The organism is Pseudomonas fluvialis (genome assembly GCF_002835605.1).
GTDB lineage: Bacteria > Pseudomonadota > Gammaproteobacteria > Pseudomonadales > Pseudomonadaceae > Aquipseudomonas > Aquipseudomonas fluvialis.
Map to the genome: position 1 here is coordinate 263843 of NZ_PIYS01000003.1, position 15312 is coordinate 279154.

11 protein-coding genes are annotated in these 15312 nt (G+C 62.5%); 4 read left to right on the plus strand and 7 right to left on the minus strand.

Translation table 11 applies throughout. The features are described from left to right. Window positions 1-24: 24 nt before the first annotated feature. The 4 genes from htpG to CW360_RS03110 form a co-directional block, all read right to left on the minus strand. Window positions 25-1929 carry a molecular chaperone HtpG gene (gene htpG / locus CW360_RS03095; protein WP_101192724.1) on the minus strand — a complete coding sequence of 635 codons (1905 nt, stop codon included), beginning with the start codon at window positions 1927-1929 and terminating at the stop codon, window positions 25-27. An 80-nt stretch (window positions 1930-2009) separates the two neighbouring features. Continuing rightward, complete coding sequence (locus tag CW360_RS03100) at window positions 2010-3251, minus strand: MFS transporter (RefSeq protein WP_101192725.1); 1242 nt, start codon at window positions 3249-3251, stop codon at window positions 2010-2012. Window positions 3252-3272: 21 nt separating this feature from the next. Further along, window positions 3273-3719: a PaaI family thioesterase gene (locus CW360_RS03105; RefSeq protein ID WP_093985257.1), complete on the minus strand. Its 447-nt coding sequence runs from the start codon at window positions 3717-3719 to the stop codon at window positions 3273-3275. Beyond that, window positions 3716-4192: a PaaI family thioesterase gene (locus tag CW360_RS03110; protein ID WP_093985258.1), complete on the minus strand. Its 477-nt coding sequence runs from the start codon at window positions 4190-4192 to the stop codon at window positions 3716-3718. The genes CW360_RS03105 and CW360_RS03110 overlap by 4 nt, the downstream gene beginning before the upstream one ends. A gap of 117 nt (window positions 4193-4309) precedes the next feature. Here CW360_RS03110 and CW360_RS03115 point away from each other — a divergent pair, with 117 nt between their 5' ends. Then, a complete protein-coding gene (locus tag CW360_RS03115) occupies window positions 4310-5035 on the plus strand; it encodes a DUF599 domain-containing protein (protein ID WP_093985259.1) in 726 nt (241 codons plus the stop codon). Between the two features lie 16 nt (window positions 5036-5051). Here the strand turns inward: CW360_RS03115 and CW360_RS03120 are convergent, their stop codons facing one another. Then, window positions 5052-6260 carry an ammonium transporter gene (locus CW360_RS03120; protein ID WP_093985260.1) on the minus strand — a complete coding sequence of 403 codons (1209 nt, stop codon included), beginning with the start codon at window positions 6258-6260 and terminating at the stop codon, window positions 5052-5054. Between the two features lie 368 nt (window positions 6261-6628). On the opposite strand from CW360_RS03120, the gene CW360_RS03125 reads away from it, so the two are divergent. Both CW360_RS03125 and CW360_RS03130 read left to right on the plus strand, forming a co-directional pair. Continuing rightward, a complete protein-coding gene (locus tag CW360_RS03125) occupies window positions 6629-7960 on the plus strand; it encodes a deoxyguanosinetriphosphate triphosphohydrolase (protein WP_093985261.1) in 1332 nt (443 codons plus the stop codon). A 107-nt stretch (window positions 7961-8067) separates the two neighbouring features. Continuing rightward, a complete protein-coding gene (locus CW360_RS03130) occupies window positions 8068-11022 on the plus strand; it encodes an HD domain-containing phosphohydrolase (protein WP_101192726.1) in 2955 nt (984 codons plus the stop codon). Between the two features lie 64 nt (window positions 11023-11086). Here the strand turns inward: CW360_RS03130 and CW360_RS03135 are convergent, their stop codons facing one another. Beyond that, complete coding sequence (locus tag CW360_RS03135) at window positions 11087-11425, minus strand: 50S ribosome-binding protein YggL (protein WP_093985263.1); 339 nt, start codon at window positions 11423-11425, stop codon at window positions 11087-11089. A gap of 169 nt (window positions 11426-11594) precedes the next feature. Between CW360_RS03135 and dacB the strand changes: the two genes are divergently transcribed. Then, window positions 11595-13037: a D-alanyl-D-alanine carboxypeptidase/D-alanyl-D-alanine endopeptidase gene (dacB, locus tag CW360_RS03140; RefSeq protein WP_101192727.1), complete on the plus strand. Its 1443-nt coding sequence runs from the start codon at window positions 11595-11597 to the stop codon at window positions 13035-13037. 33 nt (window positions 13038-13070) lie between these two features. On the opposite strand, the gene rlmKL is transcribed toward dacB, so the two are convergent. Further along, entirely contained in the window at window positions 13071-15248 is a 2178-nt protein-coding gene (gene rlmKL / locus CW360_RS03145) for a bifunctional 23S rRNA (guanine(2069)-N(7))-methyltransferase RlmK/23S rRNA (guanine(2445)-N(2))-methyltransferase RlmL (RefSeq protein ID WP_101192728.1), read from the minus strand. Between the last annotated feature and the right edge of the window lie 64 nt (window positions 15249-15312).

A 15312-nucleotide genomic window follows, 5' to 3' on the forward strand; every position in this document is an offset into this window, starting at 1 on the left:
GGGCTTTCTCGTACAGGCTGACGGTCAGGCGGACAACTCGACCAGCAGCTTGTTGAGGCGACGCACGTAGCTGGCCGGGTCCTTCAGGCTGTCGCCCGCCGCCAGCGCTGCCTGATCGAAGAGGATGTGCGAAAGGTCGGCAAAGCGATCCTCGTCCGGTTCACCATCCAGCTTCTCGATCAACGGATGCCCCGGGTTGAACTCGAAGATCGGCTTGGACTCCGGCACCTTCTGCCCGCTGGCCTCGAGGATCTGGCGCATCTGCAAGCCCAGGTCCTGCTCACCAATCGCCAGGATGGCCGGCGAATCGGTCAGGCGATGCGACACACGCACCTCGGCGACCTGCTCACCCAGCACCCCCTTGAGGCGCTCGATCAGTCCTTCCTTGGCCTTGGCGATCTCTTCCTGGGCTTTCTTGTCCTCTTCCGAGTCCAGCGAGCCGAGGTCCAGATCACCACGCGCCACATCGACGAACTGCTTACCGTCGAACTCAGTCAGGTAGCTCATCAGCCACTCGTCGATGCGGTCGGTGAGCAGCAGCACCTCGATACCTTTCTTGCGGAACACTTCCAGGTGCGGGCTGTTCTTGATCTGCGCGTAGCTTTCGCCGGTCAGGTAGTAGAGCTTGTCCTGACCGTCCTTGAGGCGCGCCACATAGTCGGCCAGCGCCACGCACTGCTCTTCGCCGTCGCCGGCGGTGGAGGCGAAACGCAACAGGCCGGCGATCTTTTCCTTGTTGGCGAAGTCTTCCGCCGGGCCTTCCTTGAGCACCTGGCCAAAGGCCTTCCAGAAAGTCTTGTAATCGTCGGGCTTGTCCTTGGCGAGCTTCTCCAGCATGTCCAGCACGCGCTTGGTCAGCGCCGACTTCATCGAGTCGATCACCGGGTCCTTCTGCAGAATTTCCCGCGAGACGTTCAGCGACAGGTCGTTGGAGTCGACCACGCCCTTGATGAAGCGCAGGTACAGCGGCAGGAACTGGTCGGCCTGGTCCATGATGAACACGCGCTGCACATACAGCTTGAGGCCCTTGGGCGCTTCGCGGTGGTACAGGTCGAACGGTGCGCGGGCCGGCACGTAGAGCAGCGAGGTGTACTCCAGCTTGCCCTCGACCTTGTTGTGGCTCCAGCTCAGCGGGTTCTCGAAGTCATGGCCGACATGCTTGTAGAACTCCTGGTACTCCTCGTCCTTGACCTCGCTGCGCGGACGCGTCCACAGCGCGCTGGCACGGTTGACGGTTTCCCACTCCGGCTCGGCCGGCTTGTCCTTCTCCTCGCCGTAATGCTCTTTCGGCAACTCGATGGGCAGGGCAATGTGATCGGAATACTTCTTGACGATGTTGCGCAGGCGCCAGCCGTCGGCGAACTCTTCCTCGCCACTCTTCAGCTGCAGGACGATGCGCGTGCCACGCTCGGGCTTGTCGATCGTCGCAACCTGGAAATCCCCTTCCCCCTTGCTCGACCAGTGCACACCCTCGCTGGCCGGACTGCCGGCACGCCGGCTGTACACATCAACCTGCTCGGCAACAATGAACGCCGAATAGAAGCCCACGCCGAACTGGCCGATCAGCTGCGAGTCCTTCTTCTGGTCGCCGGTAAGGTTCTTCATGAAGTCGGCGGTACCCGACTTGGCGATGGTGCCGAGGTGGGCGATCACCTCCTCGCGATTCATGCCAATACCGTTGTCTTCGAGGGTGACGGTCTTGGCCTCTTTATCGAAGGACAGGCGAATCTTCAGCGGATCACCGCCTTCGAGCAGCTCAGGCTTGGCCAGTGCTTCGAAACGCAATTTGTCGGCCGCGTCGGAGGCATTGGAAATCAGCTCACGGAGGAAGATTTCCTTGTTCGAGTACAGCGAATGGATCATCAGGTGCAGCAGCTGCTTCACCTCGGTCTGGAAGCCCAGGGTCTCTTTTTGAGTTTCCACACTCATGCTCGTCTAACTCCACGATGACAAAGCCGCTTCTGCGGCGGATGTCATGCAAATGGGGGCTAGCCGAGTTTTTTCAAGGCTCAGGGCTCGAGCAATTCGATGCTGCGGATGTCTTCCGGACGCAACTGGAAAGTCGCCTCATCGGTACCGCTGAGGGTGTGGCGAATCACCACCTCACCGCGCGTATTGACGCCATCGAAGCGCCCCTGCGCCTGACGACCGGTAAGCGTCTGCGCCCGCACCTGCAGGTTGTGGTAGTGATTGGGGTTGAGCAGCAGACGCTGCAGGGTGAAACGCAGGCGCCGATCAACCGAGCGCTGTGCCCGTGGCGCGACCTGCAGCTGTGCGGCCGCTGGCGCTGTGGGCGTTACCTGTGCCGCCGGCAGCGCCGGGTAATGGTCATCGAGCACCTGCCAGCCGCGCGTCTGCTTGCTTAGCTGCACCTGCAGCTGCTGGCTTTGCCCGTCGACCAGGGCGGTTACCGGCAGATCGAGCTTGCCCGCAGAGAAATCGCTGACATTCAGGTCGGCCAGGCTCACCGCACGCGTGGCAAAGCGGCGCTGCAGGTAATCACGCAGCACATAGGCCAGGGTGTCTTCGCTGTCATGGCTGAGGTCAACCCGGCCATCCCGGTAACGCAGCCGATCGCTGTACAGCTCGATCCGCCCGCTCAGATTGGTAGCCAGCGACCTCGGCAAGACCAGATGGAAGTCGCCAACGTAGCGATTGGGTGTCTGCGCCTGCAAGTCCAGGTGCAGGGTGTAGCCGCGTTGCAACATGCGCGCTTCGGGCAGGTCCTGTTCGGGCAGCAGCCAGCTGATTTCCACCAGCGGCCGAGGCGCAGGGTCATCCGGCAGCAGGCTCAGCTTAAGCTGCGGGCCAGGCTGGCCATCCAGACGAATCTGCACCTCACGACGGGCGAAGAAATCCCCGCCTTCGCGCAGGCTGAGCACACCATCGATCAGTTCGGCATGCTGGGGACGGAACGGCTGACCGTTAAGCTCGCCGTTCAGGCGGATATCCAGGCTGCCAGGTGCCTGTTGCTCCGCTTCCAGCCACTGCAGGCTGAGGATGGCCTGCAGGCGCTCGGCATCCTGGCTGGCCAGCAGGGTCACGCCGACAATCAACGGGATAATCCCCAGCGCGCCAAGCAGCACAGCCTTGCGGGCTTGCCGCCAGTAGCGCAGCAGATAGATCAGGGTAATCGGCGGCAGCAGGCTGCCCAGCCCCCAGAACAGGCTGGTGGAGAATGCCATGCGTATCAGCCAGATCAACCCGAGCAACATGAGCATCAGGCCAGCGAGAATCAGCAGGGCATCCATCCATTCGGTCCTAGGTCGTGATCAGGGTTCATCCACCTTGAAGTGTGCCCGTGCCGTGGCAATCGGTTCACTCTGGGTAGTCTGCCAGGCGGTGATGGCGACATTGGCCACACGGCGGCCCTGGCGCCACACCTGGCATTGCACATAGGTGTCACGATAATGGCCGGCGCGCAGGTAATCTATCGAGAAGTCGATGATTTTCGGTAAATGTGGAATTTCCATGAACATCACCAGGTGCAGCATGGCGGAGTGTTCCATGAACCCGGCGATGACCCCGCCATGGATGGCCGGCAGGATCGGATTACCGATATTGTCCTGACTGGCCGGCAGGCGGAACACCATGTCGTCCCCCAGGCGCAGGCACTGGATACCGATCAGCCGGGCATAGGGAATCATGCTGATCAGGCTGTCGTAGTTGTTGTCGGTATGCGCCTGGCGCACCAGCGCGTTGAGTTCCAGCGGCGTCATTGGCCACCTCCCTGGATCTGTTGCTTGAGCAGTCCATCACCCTGCGCACCCTTGCCCATGCGCATGAAAGCCCCGACCACGTGAGCAATGGGCTGTGCCGGATCATCCTGATAGGCATAGCCACGGGTAAAGATCACGTTGGGCGTCACCCGGTAACACTCGGCAAAACCGTAGACGTCCTTACCCGGTTCGGCGGCATGCATGTGATCGATACGCAGGTCCAGGGTCGGACAGATCTCGAACTCTGGCAGCACACAGACAGTGGAAATACCGCAGGTGGTATCCAGCAGCGCGCTCAAGGCACCCCCATGAATCACCCCGGTTTCCGGGTTGCCTACGATATGCGGGCTATACGGCAACAACAGGGTCAGTCCGCTCGCCCTGACCTCATGCACACGCATACCCAGCACCTGGCAATGGCGCAGCGCACCTAAAAAACGCTCGGCGCGGGCGCGCATATCTTGCTCGCTCATCGTCGTTACTCCTGGCGATTGCGGAAAAGGCGCGCATCATAGCCTGCCAGCGCGCCCGTCTGAACTCTACAAGGGGCGCAGGGGTATACTGGCGCCTTGTCTGACCAAGGAGTTCGCATGCTGACCCTGCCCTCACACGCCGCGCATTTTCTTGCCCTAGGCTGGTTCCTCGCCTGCTGGATCGGCTACAGCTACTACGCCGAATGGCGCGGGCGCGATACCGCCTGCCTGGCCTCGGTGCTGCACCTGTATCGTCAGGACTGGATGCGTCGCTTGCTGCTGCGGGAAAACCGCATTGCCGATGCCAGCGTGATCGGCAATCTGGAGCGCAATGCCTCGTTTTTTGCCTCCAGCACGCTGCTGATCCTGGCCGGTATCCTCACCGTACTCGGCGCCACCGATCGCGCGGTCTCGGTGCTCGCCGACCTGCCACTGGTCCAGCCGGCCACACGCAGTATTTCCGAGCTCAAACTGCTCGGCATGGCGACCATCTTTGTCTACGCCTTCTTCACCTTCAGCTGGTGCATGCGCCAGTACAACTTCGCCTCGGTTCTGATCGGTGCCGCGCCGATGATGGGCGAGCGCAACGTCAGCGAAATCGAGCGCAAGCATTTCGCCGAGCGCGCCGCACAGGTCATCTCCCTGGCGGCGCACCAGTTCAACCAGGGCCTGCGCAGTTACTACTTCGGCCTGGCCATGCTGGCCTGGTTCATCAACCCCTGGCTGTTCATGCTGACAACCACCGGCGTGGTACTGGTGCTCTACCGTCGCGAGTTCCATTCCAAGGTGCTGCAGGTGATGGTGTTCACCCCGACCAGCGTCGAGCCGCCCAGCGACAAGTAGGCGGCCCCAGCACAACTCAGTCGTGACCGTTGGCGCCGATTTTGTGGATCGACAGGTCGGCGCCGTAATACTCCTCTTCCTGACTGAGGCGCAGCCCCATGCTCACCTTGAGCAGACCATAGACCAGCAGGCCACCGCCCAGGGCGATCAGCAACCCGGCCAGACTGCCCAGCAACTGGCTCGCCAGGCTCACGCCACCCAGCCCACCCAGCGCCTGCTGGCCAAATACGCCGCAGGCGATACCACCCCACAACCCGCACAGGCCGTGCAGCGGCCAGACGCCCAACACGTCATCGATTTTCCAGCGCACCTGAGTCGCGGTAAACGCCCAGACAAACAACGCCCCGGCCACCAGCCCCGTGGCCAGTGCGCCCAGCGGGTGCATCAGGTCGGAGCCGGCACATACCGCCACCAGTCCGGCCAACGGGCCGTTATGCAGGAAGCCCGGGTCGTTACGCCCCACCAGGAGTGCCGCCAATGTACCGCCGACCATGGCCAGCAAGGAGTTGACCGCCACCAGGCCGCTGATGCCCTCCAGGGTCTGTGCACTCATCACGTTGAAACCGAACCAGCCAACGATAAGCACCCAGGAGCCCAACGCCAGGAACGGAATACTCGAGGGCGCGAAAGCCACCAAGCGGCCATCACGGTAACGTCCATCACGCGGCCCCAACAGAAGAATGGCGGCGAGGGCCAACCAGCCGCCCATGCCATGCACGACGACCGATCCGGCGAAATCATGGAAAGGATGGCCAAAACGCTCACTGAGCCAGTCTTGCACACCAAAATTGCCATTCCAGGCCAGCCCTTCGAAGAAGGGATAAACCAGCGCGACAATCAGCAAGGTGGCGCAGAGTTGCGGATAAAAACGCGCGCGCTCGGCAATACCCCCGGAAATGATGGCCGGGATAGCCGCGGCAAAGGTCAACAGGAAGAAGAACTTGACCAGCGCATAGCCCTGGTTTTCCACCAGGCTGGCCGCCGGATCAAAAAAACTCACCCCATAAGCCAGCCAGTAACCGACAAAGAAGTAAGCCAATGCCGAAACAGCGAAATCACTGATGATCTTCGACAGGGCATTGACCTGGTTCTTCTGACGCACCGTCCCCACTTCAAGGAAGGCAAAGCCGGCATGCATGGCCAGGACCATGACCGCGCCCAGCAGGATGAACAGGGTGTTGGCGCTGTGCGTCAGATTGAGCACCGCAACATTGAGGTTATCCATGGTGATAACAGACTCCCGAAAAAGCACCAAAGCAGCTCACTCACCACCCAGAACGCACCAACATGCAGCCCAGGGACTCGTAAAAACCGCTCACCTCTTATCCCCGAACTCCCTCTCCAGGCTTGCAAGATTGGCGCTTAATTCTTTTATTTCAGTAGGTTAGATCGAACGCGTGGCATTCGATGGTTATCCGCAGCACAGCCATGGCGCACACCAAGGCTTGCGCGCCCCACGGCAAAGCAAGGTGCGTACCAGCTTGTGCGCCAGCACTGGGCGCGTCGTCCCCTCTTGCACCGCTCATGGGCAAGGCCGTAGTGTCACAAGCCCTGACAGGCAAGCCGCCTGACCACCTGTGATGAGGACTGCTTTTGCACTGGGACAGCCTGTTGAGCCGCGAGCGCCTGGGTAAGGCCGCGCAAAGCCCCGAAGAGCTGGGGCGCAGCCCATTTCACAAGGACCATGACCGGGTGATCTTCTCCGGTGCCTTTCGCCGCCTGGGACGTAAGACCCAGGTCCATCCGGTGTCCAGCAATGACCATATCCATACGCGTCTGACCCACTCCCTGGAGGTCGGCTGCGTCGGCCGCTCGCTGGGCATGCGGGTCGGCGAACGCCTGCGTGACACCCTGCCAGAGTGGTGCAGTCCCGCCGACCTGGGCGTTATCGTGCAGTCGGCCTGCCTGGCCCATGATATTGGCAACCCACCCTTCGGGCACTCCGGCGAGGATGCCATTCGCCACTGGTTTGGCCAGGCCCTGCAACGCGGCTGGCTGGATGACCTGAGCGAGGCAGAACGTGCCGACTTTCTCAGCTTCGAGGGCAACGCCCAGGGCCTGCGCGTACTGACCCAACTGGAATACCACCAGTTCGACGGCGGCATGCGTCTGACTTATGCCACCCTCGGCAGCTACCTGAAATACCCCTGGACGGCCCGCCACGCCGACGCCTTGGGCTACAAGAAACACAAGTTCGGCTGTTATCAGAGCGAGCTGCCACTGTTGCAACAGATCGCTCGGCAACTAGGCCTGCCACAGCTGGAAGAACAGCGCTGGGCACGTCACCCGCTGGTCTATCTGATGGAGGCGGCCGACGACATTTGCTATGGGCTGATCGATCTGGAAGACGGCCTGGAAATGGAGCTGCTCGACTACAGCGAGGTGGAGGCCCTGCTGCTCGATCTGGTCGGCGACGACCTGCCGCAGACCTACCGCCAGCTCGGCCCACAAGACTCGCGGCGGCGCAAACTGGCCATCCTGCGTGGCAAGGCCATCGAGCACCTGAGCAATGCTGCCGCCGACGCCTTTGTCGCACAGCAACACGCCCTGCTCGCCGGCCAACTGAGCGGTGATCTGGTCGAACACCTGCATGGCCCGGCCAAGCGCTGCGTGCAACAGGCGAAATGCCTGGCGCGCGAGAAGATTTTCCACGACAAGCGCAAGACCCTGCATGAGATCGGCGCCTACACCACCCTGGAAATCCTTCTCAACGCCTTTTGTGGTGCCGCCCTGGAACAACACGGCGGGCACAGCCCCTCTTTCAAGAATCGGCGCATCCTCGACCTGCTTGGACACAACGCGCCAGATCCCAGCTGGTCGCTTTACCAGTCCTTCCAGCGGGTGATCGACTTTATCGGCGGCATGACCGACAGCTATGCCACGGAAATGGCCAGGGAAATGACCGGTCGATCGAGCCCTGTCTGAGGTTTTTTTGCGTGACCTGACATCACGCCAGGTCACCGCCTGCTAGGCTTGCGCAACGCTGCCTACGCCCGGATGGCAGCATGACAGGGAATGCCCGGAGTCCATCAATGACGCAGCCTACGGCCACGCGCCGCTTTCCTCTGCACCTGCACATCAGCCTGCTGTTTACCTTGCTGCTACTGATCAGCGGTAGCGTGCTGGCACTGTTCAACTACCAGCAGACCAGCCGCATCATCCTCAGCAGCAGCCAACAGCTGTTCCAGCAATTTCGCCAGGAAGTGCAGCTGGATTTGCACAACACCTATCAACCGATCCGCGACCTGCTCGCGCAACTGGCGCTCGACCCGCGCATCGCCCGTCACCCTGCCGAGCAGCGCCATAGCCTGCTGCCCAGCCTTGCCCAGGGCCTGCGTGCACACCCGCAACTGGCCGCCCTGTATATCGGTGACGACCAGGGCAACTTTCTCATGCTGCGCGCCCTGCGCAACGATGCCTTACGCCAGCGATTTGCCGCGCCGGCCGAAGCGCAGTATCAGCTGTGGCTGATCGAGCGCAACAGCGAAGGCCTGCGCTCACGCCACGAGTTCTACGATGCCGGCTTGCAGAAACTGGCCGAACGCGACAACCCGCAGGAGCGCTTCGACCCCCGCCAACGCAGCTGGTACCGCAGCGCACGCGCGGGCGACATGCCGATCACCACCGAACCTTATGTGTTTTTCTCCAGCGGAGACCTCGGCACGACCCTGGCTCGTCTGAGCGGCATGGACCGGGTCATCGCGGCCGACCTGACCCTCGCCGAGCTCAACGACAGCCTGGCCCGGCACCGCATCACACCATCCACCGAGGTGGTGCTGTTCGACCCCAACGGCCGGGTGATTGCCTACCCGGGCACCCTGCAACAGTCACGGCCGGCCGGCAGCCTGCAGCCACTCAGCGAACTCGGCCAGCTCAGCCCCAGCCTGGCGGCCCTGGAGCTCGGCCAGTTACGCCGTGATCAGGAACAAAGCCTGACCCTGGCCGGGCGCGCCTGGCAGCTCTCCTACTCGCGCATCAGCGAAGGCGGGCCGCGTGGCTTGCGCCTGTTGCTGCTGGCACCGGAAGACGAGCTACTCGCCGATGCTCACCGCATTCGCTGGCAAAGTGCCGTACTAACCCTGCTCATCCTGCTGCTGTGTATTCCTCTCGGCTGGATGGCTTCGCGTCTGGTGGTCAGGCCGCTGCACAGCCTGCTACGGGAAGCCGAAGCGATCCGCCGCTTCGACTTCAACTACCCGGCCAGCGGGCGTTCGCTGATTCTCGAAGTCGACCAACTGGCGCGCAGCATGGCGCGAATGAAGGACAGCCTGGCCAGCTTCATGGAAATATCCGCCAGCCTGTCGGCAGAAAAACACTTCGACACCCTGCTGCAACGCGTATTGCAGGAAACCCTGGCGAGCAGCAAAGCCAGTGGCGGCCTGATCTACCTGCTGGATGACGACAACCAGCAACTCAGCCCAAGTGCCTTGCAGCTTGGCAAACAACATTTCCAGCCCCACGAGCTGGGACTTGACCACTACAAGCTGCACAAGCCGCTGCCAAGCTGGCTTGACCGGGCCCTGCAAGCCGGCCAGGCACCTTGCCAGGAGACCCTCAGTTACGAGCAGGCGGGTGACTATGCGCCGCTGCTCAGCCGACTGCAGGCCCCCCGCGTGCAGTTGTTGGCTGTCGGCCTGCATAACCGTCAGGGCGAGGCACTGGGCGTGCTGGTGCTGTTGCAGCAGGAGCAACTGGACGAACAGGAACTGAGCCTCTGGCAAGCTGCCCGCGTGGCCTTCGTCCAGGCACTGGCCGGGGTTGCAGCCTTATGCCTGGACAGCCAGCGCCTACTGGTTCGCCAGAAACAGCTACTCGACGCCTTCATTCAGCTGATGGCCGGGGCCATTGATGCGAAAAGTCCTTATACCGGCGGACATTGCCAGCGGGTACCGGAGCTGACCCTGATGCTCGCGCGCGCCGCCGCCAGTAGCGAGCAGCCGGCCTTTGCCCAGTTCCGTCCGGATGCCGAACAGTGGGAGGCCCTGCATATCGCCGCCTGGCTGCATGATTGCGGCAAGGTCACCACGCCCGAGTATGTGGTGGACAAGGCCAGCAAGCTGGAAACCCTCTATGACCGCATCCATGAGATCCGCATGCGTTTCGAGGTACTCAAGCGCGACGCCTGGATCGACTACTGGCAGGCCTGCCATGCCGGCGGCGCCAGCGCAGAACTGGCGGCGCGACGCGATGCCCGCCTGGCCGAACTGGATGATGACTTCGCCTTCGTTGCACATTGCAACCTGGGCAGCGAGAACATGGCCGACGCCGACCTGCAGCGCCTGCAGCGCATTGCCGAGCAACGCTGGGTACGCACCCTGGATGATCGTCTCGGGCTGTCCTGGGAAGAAACCCAGCGCAAGCTACGTACAGCGCCCGCCACGCTACCCTGTAGCGAACCGCTGCTGGCTGATCGCGACGACCACCTGATAGCCCATAACCCCAGCGAACAACTGGGCGACGACAATCCGTGGGGCTTCCGCCTGCAAGTACCGGCCTGGCGCTTCAATCGCGGCGAACTGTACAACCTCAGCGTTAGGCGCGGCACACTGACCAGCGAAGAGCGTTTCCTGATCAACCAGCACATCGTGCAGACCATCATCATGCTCGAACGCCTGCCGTTCCCGCCGCACCTGCGCCAGGTACCGGAAATTGCTGGTGGTCACCATGAGAAAATGGACGGCACGGGCTACCCACGCGGCCTGCGCCGCGAGCAAATGAGCCTGCCGGCACGCATGATGGCGATTGCCGACATCTTCGAGGCCCTCACCGCAGTCGACCGCCCCTACAAGGTCGGCAAAACGCTCAGCCAGGCCCTGCAGATCATGGCCGACATGTGTCGCCAGGCACATATCGACCCGGAGTTGTTCCGCCTGTTCATCGAGGCTCAGGTCTACGAAGACTATGCGCGGCGCTTTCTCAGCAGCGAGCAGATCGACGCGATAGCCCCCGAAAGCCTGCTGGCCCGCGCCGGCCTAATAACTCCCTGAGCAGTCGCAGAATGCAAAAAGGGGCGCCATTGGCGCCCCTTTTGTAGATCACACGGTCAGCGCCTCAGGCGTTGACGGTGTTCTCCGGATACCACACATCCAGCAGCGGGCTCAGGGTGAAGCCCTTCAGCTCACTGCGCCCCTTCAGCCAGCTTTCTACCGCTGCACGCTGCTCGGCGCTCACCGAGCCACGCTTGGCCAGGCAGATGAAGCCGTAGTCTTCACCACCGACATAACCCAGGCCGTTGGCGTCCATGGCGTCCAGCAGGAAAGCATCGAGGAAGGCATCCATGGCTGCCTGGTCGATATTCTCGACAAAGCTCAGGGTCAGCTCGCAGCCCAGCTCCTGAAACTCATCCACACACAGTTTTTTCCGCAGGCGACGCGAACGATTGGTAGCCATGGTGACGCACTCCTAAGCAAATGACCGGCGGCACTCTAGCAGCTTCCGCGTCATCCTGCTCGCCTGCCGCAGCGACAGACTGGCAAGCACCTGGCCATCGGGCATAATGCCGCACCTAAAAAGGCCTACCACTGGCCCTAGCTTGCCTTTTTCAGTATCGGAGCCGCCCATGCTCAATTCCCTGCGCCGCCTCGGCCTGGCCTTGTGCCTGTTGCCCCTGTCACTGCCGCTGGCCGCCACTAGCAGCGTCAACACCCAACTGCCCGCCAAGGTGCAGCAGGCCCTCAAGGCCAACAAGATCGAAGCCCATGCGCTCTCGGTAGTGTTGCTGCCCCTCAACGGCCCCGGCCGTCCCACCCTGGTCAATGCCGATCTGTCGGTCAACCCCGCCTCGACCATGAAACTGGTCACCACCTACGCTGCCCTGGAGCTGCTCGGTCCCAACTACCAGTGGCGCACCGAATTCTATGGCGACGGCCCGCTGCGCGACGGCACCCTGCACGGCAACCTCTACCTCAAGGGTGGAGGCGATCCCAAACTCAACATGGAACGACTCTGGCTGCTGTTGCGCGACCTGCGCGCCAACGGCGTGCAGAAAGTCACCGGCGACCTGGTACTCGATCGCAACTACTTCAACCAGCCGCAGTTACCGGCCTTCAATGACGACGGCGGCGACGCCAGCAAGCCCTACCTGGTCGGCCCGGACGCCCTGCTGGTCAATCTCAAGGCAGTACGCATGATCAGTCGCGCGCAGAACGGCAAGGCCCTGGTGGCCATGGAGCCGCCACTGAGCAACGTACGCATCGATAACCGCCTGAAAGTACTCAAGGCCGGCAAGTGCCCTGGTTGGCCGGATGTGCGCTTCAACCCGGTCAGCGAATATGACGGCACTACGCTGATCGTCAGCGGGCAGCTCCCCGACGGCTGCCACGCACAAAACTACATCGCCCTGCTCGATCACCCCGGCTATGCAGCCGGCGCCATCCGCAGCATCTGGAAAGAGCTGGGCGGCAGCATCCTCGGCCAGGACCGTCAGGACAGCGTGCCGGCCAAAGCCACCCTGCTGGCCCGCGCCTTCTCGCCCGACCTCAGCGAAGTGGCCCGCGACATCAACAAATTCAGCAATAACACCATGGCCCAGCAGTTACTGCTCAGCCTCGGCGCGCAGTTCCGCAGCACGGCCGACCCCGACGATGCCCGCGCCGCCCAGCGGGTCATTCGCGACTGGCTAGCACGCAAGGGCATTACCGCTCCGCATCTGGTCATCGAAAATGGCTCGGGGCTGTCACGCAACGAACGGGTCAGTGCCCGCGAACTGGCCATTCTGCTCAAGGCCGCCTGGGATAGCCCCTATGCGGCAGAATTCATCGCTTCCATGCCCTTGGTAGGCATCGACGGCACCATGCGGCGGCGCCTCACCGCACAACCCATGCGCGGCCAGGCACACATCAAAACCGGCACACTGAACAATGTGCGCGCCATCGCCGGCTACAGCCGCGACCGCAACGGCCATAGCTGGGCGGTGGTGGCCATCATCAATCATCCGCGCCCCTGGGGTGCCTCGTCGATTCTCGATCAGCTGCTACTGGAGCTCCATCAGAACCCGCAGTGATCGGCGTGGCCCTGTACAGAGCGGCGCCGCCCCCTAGCGGGTGCGCAGGCGCCAGGCGCGATGGATCTTCGGGTTGCGCGCGAAGTCGGCATCCAGGGTCTGCGCACTGATCTCCTCCACCGCGTAGCGTTGCTGCAGGCTGTCATCGAGCTGGAACTTGCGGAAGTTGTTGGAGAAGTACAGGGTGCCACCCGCCGCCAGGCGGGCCATTGCCAGGTCGAGCAATTGCACGTGGTCACGCTGCACGTCGAACACCCCTTCCATGCGCTTGGAGTTGGAAAAGGTCGGCGGGTCGATGAAGATCAGCTCGTACTCGCCACGATCCTCGGCCAGCCAGTGCATGACATCACCCTGCTCCAGACGATGGCGCTCGGAAAAACCGTTGAGCGCAAGGTTGCGCCGTGCCCAGTCCAGGTAAGTCTTCGACAGGTCTACGCTGGTGGTGCTACGCGCACCACCCTTGGCGGCATGCACGGTAGCTGTCGCGGTGTAGCAGAACAGGTTGAGGAAGCGCTTGCCGGCGGCTTCCTGCTGGATACGCAGACGCATGGGCCGGTGGTCGAGGAACAACCCGGTATCCAGGTAGTCGGTCAGGTTGACCAGCAGGCGTACCCCCCCCTCGGTCACCTCCATGAACTGTCCTTGCGCAGCCTGCCGCTCATACTGGCGAGTGCCTGCCTGACGCTCACGACGCTTGATCACTACCCGCTCGCTGGGTATCCCCAGGGCCACCGGAATAGCCGCCAGGGCATCAAGCAGGCGCGTCTGCGCCTTTTCCGGATCAATCGAACGCGGTGCCGCGTATTCCTGCACGTGCACCCAGTCACGGTACAGGTCGATAGCCAGGGCGTACTCCGGCATGTCGGCGTCATACAGTCGGTAGCACTCAACCCCGGCCTTCTTCGCCCACTTGCCCAGCGTCTTGAGATTCTTTTGCAAGCGGTTGGCAAACATCTGGCCACCCTCGGACAGACGGGCTGCCGTATTGCTTTCACCGGCTAGCGGCGGCGTGTTCTCGGCAGGCCGTGCGCTAGTGACAAACTGCTCCGGTTCGATACGCATCAGCAGCAGCTTGCATGGCAAGGCGCCGTTGAACAGCGCGTATTGCTTGTGGCTGCGCAGCCCCATGCGTTTGCCCAGCTCCGGTGCGCCGGTAAAGATGGCCGCCTGCCAGCCCAGACAGGACTGGCGCAAGCGCTCGCCAAGATGCTGGTAGAGGTACAGCAGGCTGGCTTCATCACCCAACCGCTCGCCATAGGGCGGGTTGCATACCAGCAGACCATGCTGTCCCTGATCCGGCCGCGGTTCGAAGGTAGCCAGCTCGCCCTGGTAGATTTTCACCCAGTCAGCCAGTCCGGCCCGCTCGATATTGTTGCGTGCCGGGGTAATCAGACGCGGGTCAGCCTCATAGCCACGAATCCACAGCGGCGGCTTGGCCAGGCCGGCCTGGGCCCGCGCCTGCGCTTCTTCATGCAGTTTTTGCCAAAGCGCCGGCACATGTCCCAGCCAGTGGGTAAAGCCCCACTGCTGGCGACCCAGGTTGGGGGCTATATCGGCGGCCATCAGCCCGGCTTCGATCAGTAATGTACCGACCCCGCACATCGGGTCACTGAGGGCCGCGCCCTCGGCAGCCAGTTGCGGCCAGCCAGCGCGGATCAGCACCGCAGCGGCCAGGTTTTCCTTGAGCGGCGCGGCGCCCTGCTGCAAGCGATAACCGCGCTGATGCAGGCTATGCCCGGAAAGATCCAGCGAGACAATCGCCTCACCACGCTCCAGGCGCAGGTGCACACGCAAATCCGGGTTCAGCTTGTCCACGGAGGGGCGTTCACCCTGCGCCGTACGCAGCTTATCGACAATGGCATCCTTGACCTTGAGCGCCCCGAAATGGGTGTTGTCGATGCCCGCGCCACGCCCACTGAACTCCACCGCCAGGCTGCCGGAGGGCAAGAGATGCTCATGCCAGTCAATCGCATGTACACCCTGGTAGAGTTCTTCGGCGTTGCTCAGTGGGAAGCGCGCCATCACCAGCAACACACGGTTGGCCAGACGCGACCACAGACACAGCCGGTACGCGGTTTCCATGCTGGCCTGGCCACGCACCGCTGCCACCTGCTCGCGGGCCTCTTCCAGGCCGAGCCCACGCGCCTCTTCCAGCAGCAGGCCCTCAAGGCTTTTCGGGCAAGTCAGGTACAGCTCAAACTGTTGCGACATCACAGACATCCAGTGCCCCAAGGGCCAAAAGCGAGCCCGCAGGCTCGACGAAACACAACGACCC